Source organism: Microbacterium sp. AG1240 (genome assembly GCF_003635115.1).
Taxonomy (GTDB): domain Bacteria; phylum Actinomycetota; class Actinomycetes; order Actinomycetales; family Microbacteriaceae; genus Microbacterium.
On record NZ_RBXJ01000001.1, the window covers coordinates 1,122,356 to 1,143,564 of the forward strand.

The 21,209-nt window shown below is 70.8% G+C and carries 16 protein-coding genes and 1 riboswitch; of the genes, 7 read left to right on the plus strand and 9 right to left on the minus strand.

The features are described from left to right. Window positions 1-43: 43 nt before the first annotated feature. The 7 genes from DEU34_RS05160 to DEU34_RS05190 form a co-directional block, all read right to left on the minus strand. Window positions 44-931, minus strand: coding sequence for a DUF559 domain-containing protein (locus DEU34_RS05160; protein WP_121149101.1), 888 nt, complete (start codon window positions 929-931; stop codon window positions 44-46). Window positions 932-1,085: 154 nt separating this feature from the next. Continuing rightward, window positions 1,086-1,982 (minus strand): glycosyltransferase family 2 protein, encoded by an 897-nt coding sequence (locus DEU34_RS05165; RefSeq protein ID WP_121149102.1) that lies wholly within the window; start codon window positions 1,980-1,982, stop codon window positions 1,086-1,088. Beyond that, complete coding sequence (locus DEU34_RS05170) at window positions 1,979-3,118, minus strand: cysteine desulfurase family protein (RefSeq protein ID WP_121149103.1); 1,140 nt, start codon at window positions 3,116-3,118, stop codon at window positions 1,979-1,981. The genes DEU34_RS05165 and DEU34_RS05170 overlap by 4 nt, the downstream gene beginning before the upstream one ends. 3 nt (window positions 3,119-3,121) lie before the next feature. Further along, window positions 3,122-3,979 carry a carboxylating nicotinate-nucleotide diphosphorylase gene (gene nadC / locus DEU34_RS05175; protein WP_121149104.1) on the minus strand — a complete coding sequence of 286 codons (858 nt, stop codon included), beginning with the start codon at window positions 3,977-3,979 and terminating at the stop codon, window positions 3,122-3,124. Beyond that, window positions 3,976-5,583, minus strand: a complete 1,608-nt coding sequence (nadB, locus tag DEU34_RS05180) for an L-aspartate oxidase (RefSeq protein WP_259460032.1) — start codon at window positions 5,581-5,583, stop codon at window positions 3,976-3,978. The genes nadC and nadB overlap by 4 nt, the downstream gene beginning before the upstream one ends. Beyond that, entirely contained in the window at window positions 5,580-6,908 is a 1,329-nt protein-coding gene (gene nadA, locus DEU34_RS05185) for a quinolinate synthase NadA (protein WP_121149736.1), read from the minus strand. Before nadA ends, nadB begins: the two co-directional genes overlap by 4 nt. 11 nt (window positions 6,909-6,919) lie before the next feature. After that, window positions 6,920-7,636, minus strand: a complete 717-nt coding sequence (locus DEU34_RS05190) for an NrtR DNA-binding winged helix domain-containing protein (RefSeq protein ID WP_121149105.1) — start codon at window positions 7,634-7,636, stop codon at window positions 6,920-6,922. 101 nt (window positions 7,637-7,737) lie between these two features. Between DEU34_RS05190 and DEU34_RS05195 the strand changes: the two genes are divergently transcribed. From DEU34_RS05195 to gcvP, 4 genes are all read left to right on the plus strand, one after another. Continuing rightward, window positions 7,738-8,910: a MarP family serine protease gene (locus DEU34_RS05195; RefSeq protein ID WP_121149106.1), complete on the plus strand. Its 1,173-nt coding sequence runs from the start codon at window positions 7,738-7,740 to the stop codon at window positions 8,908-8,910. A gap of 74 nt (window positions 8,911-8,984) precedes the next feature. After that, window positions 8,985-9,080, plus strand: a riboswitch (glycine riboswitch). Window positions 9,081-9,235: 155 nt separating this feature from the next. Next, entirely contained in the window at window positions 9,236-10,417 is a 1,182-nt protein-coding gene (locus tag DEU34_RS05200) for a glycine cleavage system aminomethyltransferase GcvT (RefSeq protein ID WP_121149738.1), read from the plus strand. Then, a complete protein-coding gene (gene gcvH / locus DEU34_RS05205) occupies window positions 10,414-10,797 on the plus strand; it encodes a glycine cleavage system protein GcvH (protein ID WP_121149107.1) in 384 nt (127 codons plus the stop codon). The genes DEU34_RS05200 and gcvH overlap by 4 nt, the downstream gene beginning before the upstream one ends. A 53-nt stretch (window positions 10,798-10,850) precedes the next feature. Further along, complete coding sequence (gene gcvP, locus DEU34_RS05210) at window positions 10,851-13,670, plus strand: aminomethyl-transferring glycine dehydrogenase (RefSeq protein WP_396652112.1); 2,820 nt, start codon at window positions 10,851-10,853, stop codon at window positions 13,668-13,670. Window positions 13,671-13,699: 29 nt separating this feature from the next. Here gcvP and DEU34_RS05215 read toward each other — a convergent pair whose 3' ends face one another. Further along, window positions 13,700-14,722 carry a hypothetical protein gene (locus DEU34_RS05215; protein ID WP_121149108.1) on the minus strand — a complete coding sequence of 341 codons (1,023 nt, stop codon included), beginning with the start codon at window positions 14,720-14,722 and terminating at the stop codon, window positions 13,700-13,702. A 183-nt stretch (window positions 14,723-14,905) separates the two neighbouring features. Continuing rightward, window positions 14,906-15,709 (minus strand): CPBP family intramembrane glutamic endopeptidase, encoded by an 804-nt coding sequence (locus DEU34_RS05220; protein WP_121149109.1) that lies wholly within the window; start codon window positions 15,707-15,709, stop codon window positions 14,906-14,908. 70 nt (window positions 15,710-15,779) lie between these two features. On the opposite strand from DEU34_RS05220, the gene DEU34_RS05225 reads away from it, so the two are divergent. The 3 genes from DEU34_RS05225 (at window position 15,780) to DEU34_RS05235 (ending at window position 21,176) form a co-directional block, all read left to right on the plus strand. After that, on the plus strand, window positions 15,780-17,504 hold the full coding sequence (locus DEU34_RS05225) for an ABC transporter substrate-binding protein (RefSeq protein WP_183042367.1): 1,725 nt from the start codon (window positions 15,780-15,782) through the stop codon (window positions 17,502-17,504). Window positions 17,505-17,686: 182 nt separating this feature from the next. Then, entirely contained in the window at window positions 17,687-19,477 is a 1,791-nt protein-coding gene (locus tag DEU34_RS05230; RefSeq protein ID WP_121149111.1) for an ABC transporter family substrate-binding protein, read from the plus strand. Window positions 19,478-19,631: 154 nt separating this feature from the next. Continuing rightward, a complete protein-coding gene (locus DEU34_RS05235; protein WP_121149112.1) occupies window positions 19,632-21,176 on the plus strand; it encodes an ABC transporter permease in 1,545 nt (514 codons plus the stop codon). The last annotated feature ends 33 nt before the right edge of the window (window positions 21,177-21,209 follow it).

A 21,209-nucleotide genomic window follows, 5' to 3' on the forward strand; every position in this document is an offset into this window, starting at 1 on the left:
ACTCGGGGGCTTACCCGGCAGGGTGACCCCGAGTTGCGGCAACTCAGCGCGAGAGGGCGGCGGACAGGTCGGACAGGAACCCGGTGGGGTCCTGGAGATCCCGCTGGGTGACCTGCAGTACGGTCCAGCCCAGGGCCTCGAGGCGACGGCGGCGCGCGATGTCTCTGCGCCACTGGTCCTTGTCGCGGTGGTAGTCGCCCTCGTACTCGATGGCGATCTTGCGCTCGGGGTAGGCGAGGTCGACCCGGGCCACGAACCGCCCCGCGTCATCACGCACGACGTGATTGACCTCCGGGATGAGCACGCCCGCCTCGTGGAGGACGACCCGCAGCTCCGACTCCTTCGGCGACTCCGCGCGACCGTCGAGGAGCTCGAGGGCGGCGTCGAGACGGGGTCGTCCGCGCCGGCCCGGCCACGCTGCGGCGGCGGCTGCGAGGTCGGCGATCGTCGCGAGACGCCGGTGCAGCAGGGCGTCGCCGACGGCGACCAGCTCTCGGAGGCTCAGGACGGCGGCGAGATCGCAGAAGGTGCGGGCCGGCGTCGTGCAGAGCACCCCGTGGCGCCGGTCGGCGTCGTCACGACGGCACGAGACCTGGTGGCCGATCGTGCCGGCGCCGCGTGGCGCGCGTGCTCCGCGGGGAACGCTGACGTGGAGGTCGGACCGGCGTGTCATCTCCGGCGGCAGGGGGAGGCCGTGCAGACCGGCGGCGGTCGCGTGGCTGAAGGCGGCGAAGTGCGGGAGCCTGGTCGCCCTGGCGCGACACCGTTCGATCAGCGAGGGCTCGCCGACACCCGTGCGCACCCCGTAGAAGGGAGCGGCGAGATCGGAGGCGCGCAGCCGGTCGGGCGACACCCCGTGCCGTCGCGCGTCGGCGACCGTGAAGGGGACGCCGCGGAGCCCCGGCGGCAGCGGTCTCGGTGCGGCGGGCATGCGGCCAGCCTCCCGCGCACTCGCCGTACCGCGCCGCATCCGCCCCTCGTTGTGGACGACCCGGCCCGCCCGACGACCTGGGGAGGCGAGCCCGATTCGCCGAGTTGCCGCGATGCGGGCTCACTCCGCGCGGGAGGGCCCGGATTGCGGCAACTCAGCGCGAGAGGGCGGCGAGGCCGCGCTCGAAGGCCTCCACCGCTTGGCGGTAGGCGTCGTCGGGGTGGCTGTGGGCGATCTCGCGCAGCGGGGGCAGATCCATCGCCCGCACGAGACGCACGCGCTCGGCGACGGCGGCGGTGTGGCCCGCAGCATCCAGGATTCCGATGCCCGCCCGCAGCGCCTCGAGGTAGTCGGTCAGCACGTCGAGGCGGGCCGTGCGCTGCGTGATCGACGAGCCGTCGGCGCGTTGGCGCCAGTGCACGACGACCTCGGGGACGACGTCGAACGCGCGGGCCCGGGTGTACATCAGCTGCGCGACGACCTGGTCTTCGTACAGGCGCCCCTCTGGGAAGCGCAGTCCTGTCCGCTGCCAGAAGTCGGTGCGGCTGACCTTCGACCACGCCACGATGTTGCCGGATGCTGCGGGGTGTGCCTCGAGCGTCGTGGCGACGCGCGCGGGGTCGGTCGCCGCGGCCACCCACGACTGGACGACCCCGGGGCGGTAGTGCCCTTCGTCGTCGGGCCGCAGGCGCACGTACGCGCCCGCGGCGAAGTCGCTGCCGGAGCCCTCGAGCGTGCCGAGGAGCGTCTCGAGCGCTATCGGTGTCAGCAGGTCGTCGGCGTCGAGGAAGCCGAGGAAGGGCGTCTCGACGAGGTCGAGCCCGGCGTTGCGTGCGGCGCCGAGCCCGCGCTGATGGGCGTGGGTGACCACGCGGAAGCGAGGGTCGGCGTCGGCGACCGCGGCGAAGATCGCCCCGGTGTCGTCGGTCGACCCGTCGTCGACGAGCACGGCCGTCCAGTCGGCGCGGGTCTGCGCCCGCAGGGAGTCGAGCGCCTCGGCGGCGTACTCGGCCACGTCGTACCCGGGGACGACGATCGTGATGGCGCTCACGCGCCCGATCCTACGACCGCGACCGAGGCGGCGAGGGCGGCGGCGACGTCGTCGAGAGGAGCGCTCAGGTCGTGAGGAAAGGTGAACCGCACCGCGGTTCGGGCGACGTCCGCGTCGAGGCCGAGCGCGGTCAGCACGTGCGACGGCTCGTCGCTCCCGGCCGCGCACGCCGACCCGCTGGAGGAGACGACCCCGCGCCGCTCGAGCTCCAGCAGGATCGCCTCACCGCTGGTTCCGGGGAAGACGAAGCTCGCCGTGCCGGGAAGGCGCCTCGCGGGGTGGCCGGTGAGGGCGGCCCGGGGGACCGTCGCGAGCACCCGGGCGACGAACGCGTCGCGGAACGCGCCCACTCGGGCGGCGGACTCCTCGCGCTCGGCCTCGGCGAGTTCGAGAGCGGTGGCGATGCCGACCGCACCCGCGACGTCTTCGGTGCCCGACCGGCGGCCGCGCTCCTGGCCGCCCCCGTGCATGAGCGGTTCGAGCGGGATGCGGCCGCGCACGGCGAGCACGCCCGTACCCTTCGGTGCGCCGAGCTTGTGGCCGGCGATCGTCAGGGCATCGGCCCCCAGATCCCGCAGGGGCAGCCAGCCGGCCGCCTGCACGGCATCGAGGTGCAGTGGCACCCCTCGACCCCGCGCCGCAGCGGCGAGGGCCGCAGCATCCTGGATCGTGCCGATCTCGTTGTTCGCGTACCCGATCGACACGAGCGCGGTGTCATCGGCGATTGCGGCGGCGAGCTCTTCCGCGTCGACGAGGCCGGACGCGTCGACGGGCAGCACATCGACCTCGAACCGGTGGATCCGACGCAGGTAGTCGGCCGACTGCAGGATCGACTCGTGCTCTATCGGCGTCGTCACGACGCGCCTCGCGCCGCGATGCGCCTGCGCCGCGATCGCGATCCCCTTGAGCGCGAGGTTGTTCGCCTCCGTACCGCCGGAGGTGAAGATGACATCGCCGCGACGCATGCCGAGAACGGCCGCGACCCGCGACCGCGCGTCGTCGAGGGCGGATGCTGCGGCCTCGCCCACGGTGTGGTGGCTCGACGGGTTGCCGAACCAGCGGGTCAGGAACGGCATCATCGCCTCGAGCACCTCGGCGCGCACCGGGGTGGTCGCGGCGTTGTCGAGATACCGCACGGCTCAGCCCGCGTCGATGGCGATGTCGAGTCCGAGGTCGAGCGCGCGCGCGGAGTGGGTGAGGGCCCCCACCGAGATGACGTCGACCCCGGTCTCGGCGATCGCTCGCACCGTCTCGAGGTTCACGCCGCCGGATGCCTCGACCGTGACACGACCGGCGACCCGCTCGACGCCGGCGCGCAGGTCGTCGAGCGAGAAGTTGTCGAGCATGATCGTGCCGATCCCCGCGGCGAGCACCGCGTCGATCTGGTCGAGCCGGTCGACCTCGACCTCCACGTGCGCGGTGTGGGGGAGGCGCGCGATGGCACCCTGCAGGGCGGCGGTGACCGAGAGTCCTGTCGCGGTGAGGACGGCGAGATGGTTGTCCTTCGCCATGACCGCGTCGGACAGCGAGAAGCGGTGGTTGTGACCGCCGCCGCTGCGCACCGCGTGCCGTTCGAACGCGCGGAGTCCGGGAGTCGTCTTGCGGGTGTCGACGATGCGCGCGCCGGTATGGGCGACCTCGGCGACGTACGCGGCGGTGAGGGTTGCGATCCCCGACATCCGCTGGGTGAAGTTGAGCCCGATGCGCTCGGCGGTCAGCACGCCGCGCGCGGGCCCCGTCACCCGGGCGAGCACGTCGCCCGGCGCGAAGGCGGCGCCGTCGCCGGCGAGCAGCTCGACGGCGATGCGGTCGTCGGTCAGGCGGAACGCGGCGGCGAAGACCTCCCCGCCGCTGAAGACCCCGCTCTCCCGCGCGACGAGGTCGGCCCGTGCCGTGGCCGTCTCGGGAATGAGGCTCTCGCTGGTGAGATCGCCCCAGGGGGCGTCCTCGTCGAGGGCGGCGGCGACCACGCTGTCGATCTGGGCGCGGTTCATCATGCGTTGGTCCCTTCGAGAACACGGCGCAGGGGAGCGTGCGACGCTGCGGCGGGGCGCCGTGTGCCCGGGGTCGCGCCGTCGGCGCGGTGGTGGGCTCCGACCGACAGGGGGCGACGGCGGGCGGCGTCGACGACGTGCGCGGCGACGAGCAGCAGGTGCGCGTCTTCGTGATCGGCGACGGTGCGGGGCGCGCGCGGTTCGGCCGACCAGGCGGCGAGCACGGATGCGGCGCGCCCGAGACCCTCGGCGGTGCGGGTGAGCGCAGCATCCGCCCACATCAGCCGTTGCAACGCGGCGCGCGAGAACGGTTCGGCGCGAGCGGTCATGGGCGGCTCAAGGAGAGGCGAGGGGAACGCCGCGGCGACGGGCCAGTGACCGGATGCCGCGTCGGCGCCGACCGCATCGCCCACCCGCGCGCCGAACACCGCGCCCTCCAGGAGCGAGTTCGACGCGAGTCGGTTGGCGCCGTGCACTCCGGTGCGCGCCGCCTCACCCGCCGCGTACAGGCCGGGCACGGTCGTGCGGCCGTCGAGGTCGGTGACGACGCCGCCCATGAGGTAGTGCGCGGCGGGAGTGACGGGGATGGGTTCACGCGACCAGTCGTAGCCGCGCTCGCGCACGGTGCGGTCGATGGTCGGGAAGCGTCGGGCGAGGAACTCCGCCCCGAGAGCGGTGGCGTCGAGCACGACGGGCGCGCCGCCCTGGGCCGCCATCGCGCGGTCGATCGCGCGCGCCACCACGTCGCGCGGGGCCAGCTCGCCGTCGGGGTGCGCGTCGAAGGAGAACCGGCGCCCCGTCGCGTCGCGCAGCACCGCGCCCTCGCCGCGCACGGCCTCGGAGATGAGGAACGGCGCGGCGGCGTCGCCGGCGAGACCCGCGCGCGCCGGCAGGACGGTCGGGTGGAACTGCACGAACTCGAGGTCGGCGACCGCTGCACCGGCGCGGAGGGCCAGGGCGATCCCGTCACCGGTCGCCACCGTCGGGTTCGTCGTGTGGGCGTACAGCTGCCCGGCGCCGCCGGTGGCGATCACGACCGCGTCGGCGTCGATCCCGCGGCGCTCGCCGCCGTGGAAGACCTCGACACCGACGACACGACCGCGATCGAGGACGAGGTCGGTGACCAGCGCGTGCTCCACGAGCGTCGCCGCGCTCTCACGCATCCGTGCGACGAGCGCCGCCTCGATGGCCGCGCCCGTGGCATCGCCGCCGGCGTGCAGCACGCGGGGTGCGGAGTGCGCGGCCTCGAGCCCGGCGCTCACCGTGCCGTCGGGGTCGCGGTCGAAGGCCACGCCGCGGGCGATGAGCTCTTCGACGCGCCTGGGACCCTCGGTGACGAGCGTGCGCACCGCGGTCTCGTCGTTCAGGCCCGCGCCGGCGACGAGCGTGTCGTGCGCGTGGTCGTCGACGCTGTCGGTCGGGGTCCAGACCGCGGCGATGCCGCCCTGGGCGTACCGCGTGTTCGACTCGCTCACCGCTCCCTTGGTGACGACGGTGACGTGGCAGCCCGCGTCGAGCGCATGCAACGCCGCGGTCAGCCCGGCGATACCGGATCCGACCACCACCACCGACGAGCGGGACACGCCGGGGCGCGGAAAATCGCTCACGGCTTGGCCGCCAGCATGCGTTCGAGGGCGACCGTCGCGGGCTCGGACACCGATGAGGGAACGGTGATGCGATTGAGCACCACCCCCGCGACGAGCGCCTCGAGCACCCAGGCGAGGTAGCCGGGGTGGATGCGGTACATCGTCGAGCACGGGCAGACGACGGGGTCGAGGCAGAAGATCTCGTGCTGCGGGTACTGCGCGGCCAGACGCTGCACCAGGTTCACCTCGGTGCCGATCGCGAAGGTGGTCGGCTCGGTCGCAGCGGCGATGGCCTTCTGGATGTAGTCGGTGGATCCGGCCTCGTCCGCCGCATCCACCACGTCCATCGGGCACTCGGGGTGCACGATCACGCGGACTCCCGGGTGCTCGACGCGCGCCTTGTCGATCTGCTCGACCGAGAAGCGCCGGTGCACCGAGCAGAAGCCGTGCCACAGGATCACGCGGCTGTCGAGGAGGGTCGCGCCGTCGTTGCCGCCGAGGGGCCGGCGGGGGTTCCACATCGGCATCTGCTCCAGCGGCACGCCCATCGCCTTGGCCGTGTTGCGGCCGAGGTGCTGGTCGGGGAAGAAGAGCACCCGGCGCCCGCGGGCGAACGCCCACTCGAGCACGGTGCGCGCGTTCGACGACGTGCAGACGATGCCGCCGTGGCGTCCGACGAAACCCTTGATGGCGGCGGAGGAGTTCATATAAGTGACGGGGATCACCGGCACGCGCCCGTCGGCGTCGACCGCCTCGAGGTCGCCGTAGACGTCTTCGAGCTGCTCCCAGCACTCCTCGACCTGGTCGATGTCGGCCATGTCGGCCATCGAGCATCCGGCGGCGAGGTTGGGGAGGATGACCGCCTGCTCTGGCCGGGAGAGGAGATCGGCGGTCTCGGCCATGAAGTGCACGCCGCAGAAGACGATGGCCTCCGCCTCGGGGTGGGCCTTGGCCGCGTTGGCGAGCTGGAAGGAGTCGCCCACGTAGTCGGCGTGGCGCACGACCTCTTCGCGCTGGTAGAAGTGCCCCAGCACCACGGCGCGGTCGCCGAGGGTCGCCTTTGCGGCTCGTACGCGGGCGTCGAGCTCGTCGTCGGAGGCATCGCGATACTCCTGCGGCAGCTCGCCCTGACGCGGCGAACCCGTCGGGATCACGTCGCCCATCGACGACCCGGGACCGTACCCGGGGCGGGTGTCGAAGTTCCACGGACCCGCGGCGAGATCAGTGGTGCAGGTGGAGTTGAGTGACGCGCCGGCCACGATCGCCTGGATCTCGTGGTCGACCGACGGGTCGAGCGGGGGGCCGTCGCCGCGGCGAAGGTCGAGGGTCAGGGGTGTCGCGGTCATGGGGGCTCCCATCAGTGGCGTGCGGTCAACGGACCGCGCTCGGCGAGCTCGACGTCGGGGTCGTAGCGGTACAGGCGGGCGGGGCGGTGGCTCCCGGTGCGGAAGCGGTCGGTGGGGAAGAGGGTGCCCGAGCCCTCGACCTGGCGGCGGAAGTTGGCGGGGTCGAGTCGGCGGCCGAGGATCGACTCGTACACCTCGCGCAGCTCCGCCAGGGTGAACTCCGGCGGCAGCAGCCCGTGTGCGATCCGGCTGTAGCCGACCTTGGAGCGCAGTCGCCAGAGCGCGTACTCGACGATCTCGTTGTGATCGAAGGCGAGGCGGGGGAGCGAGGCGGCGTCGAACCACTCGACGTTCTCGGGGGCATCGCCCTGGGCCGCGTGCGCGGCGACCTGGGCGTCGACCTCGTCGGCGCGCAGCAGCGCCCAGTAGACGATCGAGACGACACGAGCGGGGGAGCGGTCGACGCCGCCGAACGCGTAGAGCTGCTCGAGGTAGCTGGCCGAGAGTCCGGTGGTCTCGGCGAGAGTGCGGGATGCGGCGTCTTCCAGCTCTTCGGCGGGATCGAGCCAGCCCCCGGGCAGCGCCCACAGGCCGTCGAACGGATCGCGCGTGCGACGGACGAGCGGCAGCATCAGCTCGGCCGGCGCGGAGTCGTCGGTGCGCCGCAGGCTGAAGATCACCGTGGAGACGGCGACGCGGGCGGCTTCGGGGGGTGTGCTTTGTGTCATGATGACTATTACCTCGCGGACGATCTTATAGTCACAGCGACTCGAAGCACAAACCAGGACCCGCTCAGCCACCACCCCTACGCTGTCCGGAGGAGGTACCCGTGCTCGTCGTCGATGTCGTTCTCATCGTGCTGCTCGTCGTGTCGGCGATCGTCGGATTGCGCCGTGGCCTGCTCGCCAGCGTCGGGCTGTTCGCGGGCATCGCGCTCGGCGCGGCGGTGGCCTACTGGCTCATGCCGCTGGCCGGGTCGTGGGTCTCCGACCCGTCGTGGCGTCTCGTGACGGTCATCTCGGTCGGCATCGGCCTGCTGCTCCTGGGCGCGGCCGTCGGCTCCGCCATCGGGCGCTCGCTGCGACGAGGCGTCGACCGCATCAAGCTCCGCGTGCCGGAACGGATCCTCGGAGGACTCGCCAGCTTCGTCGGCGCCGCGCTCGCGATCTCGTTCCTCGGCGGAGCGCTGGTCTCCACCGGAACCCCCGTGATCTCCAGTGCGCTCGCGTCATCGACCGTTCTGCGCACCATCGACACCGTCACCCCCGCGCCCGTGCGGGCCACCCTCGCCCAGCTGCGCGGCTCGGTGTTCGGCGACGGCCTTCCGCGACTGGGCGAGCTGCTCGAGCCGGCGCTCGTGCCGGCCGCCCCCGCGGTGTCGCTCGACGACCCCGCGCTCACCGCCGCAGCCCAGTCGGTCGCGAAGATCACCGGTGTCGCGTACGCGTGCGGCATCACGGCCACCGGCACGGGCTTCGCCGTGGCACCCGATCGCATCGTGACGAACGCCCACGTGGTGGCCGGGGTCGAGCAGCCCGTGGTCGAACTGCCCGGACGCCCGGCGCAGGACGGACGCATCGTCTACTTCGACCCCGTCGACGACCTGGCCGTCATCGCGGTGGACGGACTGGACGCGACGCCCCTCGCGATCGCCGACACCCTCCCGGTCGGATCGGCCGCCGTGGTGCAGGGCTACCCTCACGGCGGTCCGTTCACCTCGGGCAACGCGCAGGTCGTCTCGGTCGGCGCGCCGAGCGTCCCCGACATCTACGACTCGGGTTCGGCACCCCGCGACATCTACGCGCTGTCGGCCATCGTGCGTCCCGGCAACTCCGGAGGGCCGCTCCTCACCCCGTCGGGCGAGGTGGCCGGGGTCGTCTTCGCGCGGTCCGACAGCGACGACGACGTCGGATACGCCATGACCCCGGTCGAACTCGACCCCGTGATCGCGCGCCTGGGCGAGTTCGGCGCCCCGGTCGCCTCCGGGGCCTGCACCGCCTGAGGCGGCGCGGCGAGCAGCTCCCGCCACGGCGAGCAGCTCCCGCTATGCTGAGCGCGACAAGTCCATACGGCCCCATGATCGTTGCGGGAGAGCCTCGGCACAATCCTGCCGGGCACCGAAGGAGCAAGCCTCCCCGCCAATCTCTCAGGTACGCGTACCGCGCCGATCGGGCCACTCTGGAAAGCGATGCCGAGCGGTGCTCGACATCCGCCGACGGTGAAAGGCGCAGCATCCGCTCTTCGATGCCGAGCTGAAACTCTCAGGCCCATGACAGAGGGGGAGTTCCCGCCATCGCGAGGTGGCACCCGACCGCCGGGAGAACTCGATGTCAGAACCCCGCTCCAGCCCGCTTCATCAGCGCCATGAGTCGCTCGGCGCGGCGTTCACCGATTTCGGCGGGTGGCTCATGCCGGTGCGCTACGCCTCCGACCTCGCCGAGCATCGAGCCGTCCGCGAGGCCGCCGGACTCTTCGACATCTCGCACATGGCCGAATTCTGGGTGCACGACGGCCGCGCCGCCGACTTCCTCGACTACGCCCTCGCCGGTCGCGTCTGTGCAATGGGCGTCGGCAAGGCGAAGTACTCGCTCGTGCTCGCCGACGACGGCGGCATCGTCGACGATGTCATCGTCTACCGCACGGGCGGGGAGTACTTCCTCGTAGTCGCCAACGCCGGAAACCGTGCGGCCGTCGCCGCGGCGCTGGATGCGGCGCTCGCCGCCTGGGCCCGCGTGCGCGCCTTCCGTGACGGACCCGTCGAGGGGAACTTCGCCGGCATATTCGGAGGGGAGCTGCCCCGTGTCGAAGACGTGAGCGATCAGACCGCGCTCCTCGCGGTGCAGGGGCCGCGGGCGCGCGCGATCGTCGAGGCCACGGCCGGCGTCGACATCACCGGCACCGCGCTCGCCGATGTGGGGTACTACGCCTGGACCGGCGGCACCTTCGCCGGTGCCTCCCTCCTCGTCGCACGCACCGGGTACACCGGGGAGGACGGCTTCGAACTCCTCGTGCCGAACCGAGTGGCCGTCGCCCTGTGGGACGCCCTGCTCGCCGCGGGCCGACCGTTCGGCCTCGTGCCCGCCGGCCTCGCGGCGCGCGACACGCTGCGTCTGGAGGCGGGAATGCCGTTGTACGGTCACGAACTCGCGCGCGACGTCGTGCCTGCCCAGGCGGGGCTCGCCCACGCGGTGGCGCTCGACAAAGACGACTTCGTCGGGAAGGGCGCGCTCGCCGCTGATGCCACTGGAGTCGGAGACCGGCCGGTTCTCGTCGGTCTCGTCTCCGACGGCAAGCGCGCGGGGCGCGCGGGCTACGCCGTCTACGACGGAGACACCCGGGTCGGCGAGATCACCAGCGGTGCGCTGAGCCCGACCCTGCAGCATCCGATCGCCCTCGCCTTCGTCTCGCCGGAGTCGAGCTCTCTCGGAACCGAACTCGCCATCGACGTGCGCGGCACGCGCATCCCCGCAACCGTGACCGCTCTGCCGTTCTACCGGAGGAAGAAATGACCGATCTCGACGCCCTGTCCTACACCGCCGAGCACGAGTGGATCGCGTCGGACGACGCCGTCGCCACCGTCGGCATCACCGACTTCGCCGCCGACAAGCTCGGCGACGTGGTCTTCGTCGACCTCCCCGCCGTCGGCTCTGTCGTCGCCGCCGCCGAGGTCTGCGGCGAGATCGAGTCGACGAAGTCGGTCGGCGAGATTTATGCGCCGCTCTCGGGCGAGGTCGTCGAGATCAACGAGGCCGTCGTCGACGACCCCTCGCTCGTCAACAGCGACCCGTTCGGCGGCGGATGGCTGCTGAAGATCCGCGTCGACTCCTCGGCGTCGGCCGATCTGCTCGACCGCGCCGCGTACGTCGCCCTCACCGGGAGCGCGGCGTGACCACGCCCTTCGTCGACCGCCACATCGGAACGGATGCTGCCGCCCAGCGCCGCATGCTCGACACGCTCGGCTACGACTCGGTCGACGCCCTCGTGCGGGCGGCCGTCCCGGCGTCGATCCACGTGCGTCCTCGCGAGACCACCTCGATCCCCGAGGCCGGGAGCGAGGCCGAGACCCTCGCCGAGCTGAGGGAGCTGGCGGGCGACAACCGCCCCGCGCGCCCGATGATCGGCCTCGGCTACTACGACACCGTCACCCCGTCGGTGATCGCACGGAACGTGCTGGAGAACCCCTCCTGGTACACCGCGTACACCCCGTACCAGCCCGAGATCTCGCAGGGCAGGCTCGAGGCACTGATCACCTTCCAGACGATGGTGAGCGACCTCACCGGCCTCGCCACGGCGAACGCCTCGATGCTCGACGAGGCCACCGCCGCCGTCGAGGGGATGCTGCTGGCCCGTCGTGCGTCGACCTCGAAGAGCGACGTCTTCCTCGTCGACGCCGACGCGCTTCCCCAGACGAAGGCCGTGCTCGAGCACCGCGCCGCGGCCGTCGGTGTGGAGATCGTCGTGGTCGACTTCCGGGTCTGGGAGGCGGCGAGCGGTCAGGCCGACCGCGCCGTTCCCGACGCCTTCGGGGTTTTCGTCCAGTACCCGGGGGCGTCCGGCCGGGTCTGGGATCCGACCCCGGCCATCGGTGCGGTGCAGGAACGCGGCGGGCTCGCCGTCGTGGCGGCCGACCTCCTGGCGCTGACGCTGCTGCGCTCGCCGGGCTCGCTCGGAGCCGACGTCGCCGTGGGCACCACTCAGCGCTTCGGCGTGCCGCTCGGGTTCGGTGGCCCGCACGCGGGCTACATGGCCGTGCGCGGCGGTCTGGAGCGTCAGTTGCCCGGGCGCCTCGTGGGCGTGTCGCAGGATGCTGCGGGAAACCCCGCCTACCGCCTGTCGCTGCAGACCCGCGAGCAGCACATCCGCCGCGAGAAGGCGACGTCGAACATCTGCACCGCGCAGGTGCTGCTGGCCGTGATGGCCGCGATGTACGCCGTCTATCACGGTGCCGACGGACTCCGGGCGATCGCGACGGACGTCGCCCGCAAGGCCGATGCGCTCTCGGCCGAGCTGCGCGCGTTCGGGCTGTCGACAGCATCCGAGTCGTTCTTCGACACGATCCGCGTGACCACCCCCGGTCCTGCCGGGCGCGTGATCGACCGCGCTCGCGCGCTCGGATACCAGCTGCTGTGGGTCGACGACGCGACGGTCGGGATCTCGATCGACGAGACCACCACGGCGCGGGATCTCGCGGCCGTGGCGGAGGCCTTCGGGTTGCCGCGTTCCGAGCAGCTTCCCCTCGACGACGCTGTGCCGTTGCGCGGAGTGAGCCACGGGATGCGGCGGATCGACGAGCTCCTGACGCACGCCGTGTTCTCCAGCCACCGCAGCGAGACCGCGATGATGCGCTACCTGAAGCAGCTCGCCGACCGCGACTACGCGCTCGACCGCGGCATGATCCCGCTCGGGTCGTGCACGATGAAGCTCAACGCGGCGACCGAGATGGCTGCGGTGTCGTGGCCAGAGTTCTCGCGCGTGCACCCCTTCGCGCCCGAGGCCGACGTGCACGGCTACCTCACGATGATCGAGCAGCTCGAGACGTGGCTGGCCGAGATGACCGGCTACGACGCGGTGTCGCTGCAACCCAACGCCGGGTCGCAGGGCGAGCTCGCCGGGCTGCTGGCCATCCGCGGCTTCCACCGCGCGAACGGCGACGAGGCCCGCACGGTGTGCCTCATCCCATCGTCGGCGCACGGCACGAACGCCGCGTCGGCGGTGCTGGCGGGCATGCGGGTGGTCGTCGTCGCGTGCGACGAGGCCGGCAACGTCGATCTCGACGACCTGCGGGCGAAGATCGAGCTGCACGCCGCCGAGCTCGCGGTGCTGATGATCACCTACCCCTCGACCCACGGGGTGTACGAGCACGACGTGCTGGAGATCACGCAGGCGGTGCACGACGCCGGGGGTCAGGTGTACGTCGACGGGGCGAACCTCAACGCCCTGCTCGGATATGCGCGGTTCGGCGACCTGGGCGGCGACGTGTCGCACCTGAACCTGCACAAGACGTTCGCCATCCCGCACGGCGGCGGCGGGCCCGGCGTCGGCCCCGTGGCGGCGAAGGCCCATCTGGCGCCCTACCTCCCGTCGCACCCGTTCTCCCAGCGCCGCGCGTCGTACGGCGTCGAGGGCGGGCCGGTGTCGGCGGCGGCGCACGGCTCCGCCGGGATCCTCCCGATCTCGTGGGCGTACGTGCGCATGATGGGGGCCGCAGGGCTGCGGGAGGCGACCGGCGCCGCCGTGCTGTCGGCGAACTACCTCGCCGCGCGGCTCCGCGCGCACTACCCGGTGCTGTACACCGGCGCCGACGGCTTGGTCGCGCACGAGTGCATCCTCGATCTGCGCCCCCTCCGCGAGGAGACCGGGATCACCGTCGACGACGTCGCCAAGCGCCTCATCGACTACGGGTTCCATGCCCCGACGATGTCGTTCCCCGTCGCCGGCACGCTCATGATCGAGCCGACCGAGTCGGAGGACCTCGCGGAGCTCGAGCGCTTCGTCGAGGCGATGATCGCGATCAAGGCCGAGGCCGTCGCCGTGGCCGAGGGGGAGTGGCCCGCCGCCGACAACCCGCTCGTGAACGCCCCGCACACGGCCGAGTCGACGATCTCGGGCCCGTGGCAGCATCCGTACTCCCGCGAACGGGCGGTGTACCCGGTGCGCTCGCTCATCCGCACGAAGTACTGGCCGCCCGTGCGCCGTATCGACCAGGCCTACGGCGACCGCAACCTGGTCTGCGCCTGCCCGCCGTCCGAGGCCTTCGCCTGACCCGCGTGCGGGTTCCTGACCGCGAGACTTCAACCTGGCGACGAGACAGCGGCGTAGCGCTGCAGTCTCGTTGCGGGGGTGAAGTCTCGCGGCCGGGGCGAGGATCGGAGAGCGCGCCGGAGAGAGAACAGCTGGGCCGAGTCTTCGGGGCCGATCAGCGACAGACCGGCCGAGAGCAGCATGGCGCGCAGGGGTGTGGCGGCAATCGCCTCCGCCCACCCCCAGTGCACGACCGCTCGAGCACCGCGTTCGAAGAGCCGGGCGTCGCGGGCATGGCGCTCGCGCATGACGGTGTTGTGCTCGCCGTATCGACCGTCGTACTTGAGGTCGCCGTCGCCCTCGCCGGCTATCCGCATCTCGGGCCACCACTTATCGACACGATCCCCCGCGAATGCTTCGTCCCCGAGCCGCACCTGGAGTTCGGGTCGAGGAAAACCCAGCCATTCGAGCACGGCTCTATCGACGGATTCGAGCGGCGACTCCGCCGATGGCGACACGCGGTCCAAGACCCACCGCGCGCGGCGCCGACCGCGCGACGAGGCGCGCGATTCGTTCTCTCCGACGAGGGAGGCCGTCGCGATCCCGGTCTCCTGCCGCAGCGCCGCGTCGCCGACGGCGAGAGCCACGGCGTTGTGACGCGATCGGGCGAGGTCGATCACGGTGTCGCGGACGGTGGTGCGCAGCATCCCACCTGCGGTGTCTATCGATCGGTGTTCCGACGTGGTGTGGACCAGCACGCCTCCCGACACGCGCGAGGTCGACGAGTCATCGCTTAAGACATGGACGGTGCCGGGATCACCGAACACCGGCAAGCCGTGGAGCACGCTGGCCGATTCGAGGCAGAACACGCTGTCGGGATGCCGGAGTGCGGCCGCGTGCACGCGGGCCGCGTAACGATCCCACGGAGCGAGGGCGGTCCATTCGTCGCTGAGGGCGTAAACGCCACGGAACACGCGCGTGAGTTCTCCCGATCGCACGCCCCGAGACGCGTCCCGGAGTTCTGCGATGGGGATGAGGGCGATGGGACTCCGGGCGATGTCGTGCTCGTTCATGAGGGAAGGCTCCCGCGCTCTGCCCGTCGTTGTCGGCGATCTCCGAATCCTGTGGATCCCCGCCGCCCGTTTGCGCCCTGTGCAGGCGAGGGCGCCCCGCCCGCTACGCACCTCGAGACTTCGAGCCCTATACGAGACTGCGCGCGAGGGTTGCTGTTTCGTATACGGGATGAAGTATCGGGGTCAGGATGCGGGGGCGAAGACGCCGGGCCAGAGGGACGCCGCGAGGGGGTACCCCACGAAGGCGACGACGTCGAGCAGGGTGTGGGCGATGACGAGGGGCATCACGCGGCCCCAGCGCTTGTAGCACCAGCCGAAGACGATGCCCATCACGAAGTTGCCGAGCACCGCTCCGAGGCCCTGGTACGCGTGATACGCGCCGCGGAGCGCGGCGGTGGAGAGGATGATCGTCCACCACGACCAGCCGATGCGACGCAGCCGGTCGAAGAGGTACGCGATGAAGATGACCTCTTCGGTGAGGCCGGCGCGCATCGCCGAGAGGACGAGCAGGGGCACCGCCCACCAGGCGGAGTCGATCGGCGACGCCACCACGGCGACGTTGAAGCCCGTCACGCGCGCCAGGGCGTAGAGCCCGAGGCCCGGGATGCCGATGATGGCCGCCAGCGCGACGCCACGGCCGAGGTCGCCGCCGAAGCGCGTGAAGTCGAGCCCGATGCGCCGCAGCGCGTTCGTGCCGGGCTCCCACAGCAGGTAGATGACCAGCGCGACCGTCGCCAGGGCGAAGCCGACGGAGAGCAGGCGGTAGAACGCGTCCCAGAGCGCCTCGGCGTCCTGCGCCGGGTTCAGCTGCGTCTGCTGCTGCCCGATCGGAGTCGTCCGCAGCGACGCACGGATCAGCGAGAGCACCGAGTACAGCGCCGACTGCCCGACGCTGATCGCCAGGACGAGCGAGACCTCCCAGATCCAGCGCGTCCGCGCCGCCGGGGTGATCGGGGTGGGTCCCGAGGGCGGGGCATCCGTGGGCATCCTCCCAGGGTGCCACAGCGCGATGTGCGACGATTCTCAAGGTTTTTCACGCAGGAGGTCGACAAGCTATATGGGTTCGGGACGAAAGCCGAAGAACATCGTGCGGGCAGCGGTCGCCGCCGTCGCCGTGGTGGCGCTGCTGAGCGGCTGCACCGCCGCGGCGCCTCCGACCGAACCGGAGCCGACCCCACCGCCCACCACGGCGACGGTCGGCGTCGTCGGCCAGTTCACCAGCTTCAACCCCGAGACGTCGCAGGGTGCGACCCACGCGAACCTCGCCGTCTCGCAGTATCTCCACGAGTCGTTCGCCTACATCGGAGACGACCTCCAGGTCACCGGCAACACAGGGTTCGGCGAGGTCGAGAAGATCTCCGACGACCCGCTGACCGTGGTCTATTCGCTCCACGAGGGGCGCAAGTGGTCGGACGGCACCCTCGTCACCATGGAGGACCTGCTGTTCGGCTGGGCGGTCAACACCGGATGGTTCGACGACGCCGCCTACGACGAGCAGGGCAACGTCGTCAGCGGCACGCGCTACTTCGACACGGCGAAGACCGAATCGCTCAACAGCGACACAGAGCGCGCCGAGATCGACACGCGCAAGCGCATCATGACCGTCACCTACGACGACCCCTTCGCCGACTGGAACCGCCAGTGGCTGCTCGATCGCCCGCTCCATGTCGTCGCACAGAAGGCGGGCGTCTCCGCCGGCGATATCCTGCGTGTCATCCGCGAGGCGCCGAAGGGCGACCCCGAGGCACCCGCGGAGCCGAACGCGACTCTTCTCGCGGCCGGACGCGCGTGGTCGACCGGGTTCGACGTCGACCCCGCCGCGCCCGATCTGTCGGGCGCGGTCTCGAACGGTCCGTACATGGTGGAGTCGCTGCAGAGCGACCGGCTCGAGCTCGTCCGCAACCCCGTCTACGAGGGCGCCAACTATCCGGCTCTCGATCGCCTCACGGTGCGCTTCTTCCCCGATGAGCAGTCGCAGCTCGACGCGGTGCAGGCGGGCGAGGTCGACGTGGCCAACCTCGGGAACGTCTCGGAGGCGACGATCGGGCGCCTCGAGTCGGCGGGGGCCGAGGTGCTGACCGGGGCACGCCCGCGCACCCTCAGCCTCATCTTCGTCGACGAGGCCGAGCGCATGGACGACACGACTCGCGAGGCGCTGATGCTCTCCCTCGACAGGAAGCAGCTCGTGGAGGAATCGGTCGGGGGAGTCAATCCGGATGCTGCGCCGCTGCGCTCGTTCATCTCTTCGGCCGCGTCGGGGTCGGCGTACCGCGACCTCATCGCCGACAACGGCTCGCCCGGCGACGGACCCGACGTCGACCGGGCGACCTCCCTGCTCGACGGAGACGAGCCGCAGGTGCGCATCCGCTACGAGCCGACCGACACGGTCGCCGCCCATCTCTTCGCGGAGATCGCGCGCATGGCGGGGGCTGCCGGCATCGACGTCCGCCCCGCCGGCGACGACGACCAGGCCGACGCGGAGCTCGTCTCCGCCGACGTCAGCGGTTCGCTCTACGAGACGGCCCGCCAGCGCGTGACCGAGGGAGCCGGGGGAGTGGACGCCGTTCGGGCTCTCCTGGAGATGCGTCGCAGCACCGATCCGGAGCACGTCATCGAGGTCGGGCAGGACGTGGACCGCGCGCTCTTCGACGATCTGTACGGCATGCCCCTGGTCGAAGCGTCGGGTGTCGTGGCTCACTCCGTGAAGGTGAGCGGGGTCTCGTACACGAGTTCGCCATGGGCCGCTCCGAGCCAGTTCTGGACGTGGCAGCCTGTGAAATGACCGCTGAGCGGGTCATCTTTGTCAGATTGCTACATCAGGCGCGGCCCGAGTTAAGGGTATGTAACGTTTGCGCCGATAGTTTTGACCAAGGCTGATCGTTTACTTATCGTTTCCCTATCTGTGTCCCGCCGAGGCCCCCCCGATTCGGCGTGGACGCGCTCACCCCTTGCACAGGAGGAAATGTGTCGAAGAACACGTGGCGCAAACGCGCCCTTGCGACCGGAGCGGGAGTAGCCGTCACGGCGCTCGCGCTGGCCGGTTGCACCACCGCGCCCGCGGAAGAGACCCCCGCCGAGAGCGGCGGAACGGTCACGATCGCCACCACGAACGCGTTCACCTCGTTCAACGGCGACACCCCCGACGCCAACCTCGACACCAACGGCATGGTGGGCTACCTGACCGGCGTGTCGGGCGGGCTCGGCCTCGGCGGCTTCCTGCGCCTCGACAAGGACTTCAGCATCCTGTCGAACGACGACTTCGGAACCATCGAGACGGTCTCGGAAGACCCGCTGACGGTGAAGTACACCCTCAACGAGGGCCTCACCTGGTCGGACGGCGAGCCCATCACCGCCGACGACATGCTCGTGAACTGGGCGCAGAGCTCGGGCTGGTTCGACGACGCCGTCATCGACGGCTCCACCGGTGACGTCACCAACGGCGGCACCCAGTACTTCACCCTCGCCGGCAGCACCGCCGGTATCGACACGACCTCGTTCCCCGAGATCGGCGACGACAACATGTCGATGACGATCACGTACGCGACGCCGTTCGTCGACTACAAGCTCTTCAACCCGATCGGAAAGCCCGCTCACGTGCTCGCCGAGAAGGCGGGCGTGTCGCTCGAGGAGTTCGTCGAGCTGGTCAACACCCTCCCCGAGGGCAACCCCGAGGCACCCGTCGCCCCCAACGCGACGCTGAAGGCCGCCGCCGACTTCTGGAACACCGGCTACGACGTGACCACGATGCCGAGCGACGAGAGCCTTCTCGTGGCGAGCGGCCCGTTCATCGTGACCGACTTCCAGGCGGAGTCGAGCATCACGCTGGAGAAGAACCCCGAGTACAAGGGCTCCATGTCGCCCGCGTACGACCAGCTGATCATCCGCTTCATCGGTGACGCCAACGCACAGGTCACGGCTCTGCAGAACGGCGAGGTCAACGCGATCCAGCCGCAGCCGTCCGCCGACACCCTGACCGCGCTCGAGGCGAACAACGCCACGGTGCACGCGGGTAACCAGGTCGCCTACGATCACCTCGACCTGACCTTCGGCGGCGTGTTCGCCGAGGCGAACGTGCGCGAGGCCTTCCTCAAGACGATCCCGCGCCAGCAGATCCTCGACTCGATCATCACGCCGGTCAACCCCGACGCCGAGGTGCTCAACTCGCAGATCTTCCTGCCGACCGACGCCGACTACACCGACGCCGTCGCGGCGAGCGGGTACGACGCCTTCACCGAGCCCGACATCGAGGGTGCCAAGGCGCTCCTCGCCGGAGCGACGCCGACGGTGCGGATCCTCTACAACACCAACAACCCGAACCGTGTCGACAGCTTCCGCGCCATCCAGCAGTCGGCGCAGCAGGCGGGCTTCGTGATCGAGGACGCCGGCTCGCCCGACTGGAGCTCGCTCCTGGGCTCCGGCAGCTACGACGCGTCGATCTTCGGCTGGGTCTCGCCGGGTGCCGGTAACGCCGCCCTGCCGCAGATCTTCAAGACCAACGGTGGCGGTAACTACAACCTGTACACCAACGCCGACGTCGACACCCTCGTCGACGAGAGCCAGGTCACGGTCGACAACGACGCCCTGCAGCAGCTGAAGATCGAGATCGATGCGAAGACCGCGCAGGACTTCTACGGTCTGCCGCTCTTCCAGACGCCGGGCATCTTCGCCGACAACGGCACCGTCACGGGCATCGACTACTTCGGTGGCCAGACGGGCATCGTGTGGAACGCCCAGGAGTGGACGCTGGCCGGCTGATAGCCGCCCGGTGACCACCGGCTGAACCGCATTACAGCGAGGCGCCGGAGTCGTAAAGGCTCCGGCGCCTCGCCTTGCCCGCTCCAGGCAACCGTTATCCTGTCGTGATCGCACTTGCGATGCGCACTCTCTCGACCGAAGGAAGTTCCCCGCGATGGTCGGATTCGTCCTCAGGCGCATCGCCGTCTCCATCCTCGTTCTGCTGGCGGCGTCGTTCATCATGTACGTGCTGTCCGCCAACTCCGGCAACCCGCTGGAAGATCTGCAGGGCAGCAACGACCCCAACCGCGACCAGCTGATCGCGGCGCGCATCGCCGCGCTCGACCTGGACGTCCCGCCCGTGCTGCGCTACTTCCTGTGGCTGGGCGGCGCGGCTCAGTGCCTCATCCCGTTCGTCGGCAGCTGCGACCTCGGAACCACGATCTCGAACGCGCCGGTGACGTCGATCCTCCCGGCCGCGATGGTCTCGACCCTGCAGCTGGTCACGGTCGCCTTCGTCGTCGCGATCGTTCTCGGCGTCGCCGTCGGCATCGTCACGGCTCTCCGCCAGTACAGCGGCTTCGACTTCGGCGTGACGCTGGTGAGCTTCTTCCTCTACTCGCTGCCCTCCTTCCTCATCGCGGTGCTCCTGAAGGAGTTCATGGCGATCGGGTTCAACGACTTCCTCGTCTCGGCCACGTCGATCCCGCCCCTGGTGATCGTCCTGATCACGGTGATCAGCGCCGTCGTCTGGCAGGCCATGATCGGCGGCAACGTCCGCCGCCGCCTCATCGTGGCCGGCATCTCGGGCGCGGCGACCGCAGCGCTTCTGGTCTACTTCGACCTCGCCGACTGGTTCCGCAACCCCGGGTTTGGTCCCGTCGGGCTCTTCATCCTCATCGCCGGAACCGTGGTGCTCACCACGGCCCTCATCGCCGGTCTCGAGAACCGACGGGCTCTCATCGTGGCCGGCATCAACGGTGCGATCGCCTACATCAGCTACTTCGCGCTGCAGGGGCTCTTCGACATCTCGTCGCTCGGCACGCTGATCATCCTGGGCATCGCCGCCCTCGCGGTCGGCATCATCACCGGTCTCGTCCTGGGCGGCAACGACCGAGGTCAGGCAGCACGCATCGGCGCGATCGTGGCCTTCGTGACTTCGTCGCTCGTGGTGCTCGACCGCTTCATGCAGTCGTGGCCGGCGTACGTCAACTCGCCCCGCATCGGCGGTCGTCCCATCGCGACCGTGGGGGCGAGCACCCCGGGCTTCACGGGCGACGTGTGGCTCTCGGGCATCGACTCGTTCACCCACCTGCTGCTGCCGACCATCGCGCTGCTGCTGATCTCGTTCGCCGGCTACACCCGATACGCCCGTTCGGGCCTCCTCGAGGTCATGAACCAGGACTACATCCGCACCGCGCGGGCCAAGGGCCTCGGCGAGCGGACGGTCGTCATGCGTCACGCCCTCCGCAACATGCTGATCCCGATCGTGACGCTGATCGCGACCGACATCGGGGCGCTCCTCGGCGGCGCGGTCATCACCGAGCGCGTCTTCGCGATCAGCGGGATGGGGCAGCTGTTCGTCTCGTCGATCCTGCGCACCGACGTCAACCCCGTCATGGGCTACTTCCTGATCATCGCGGTCACCGCGATCCTGTTCAACTTCCTTGCCGACCTCGCCTACGCCGCGCTCGACCCGCGCGTGCGGGTGGCGGCATGATCTCCGACGTCCGCTTCTGCGGGGAGGCCACGC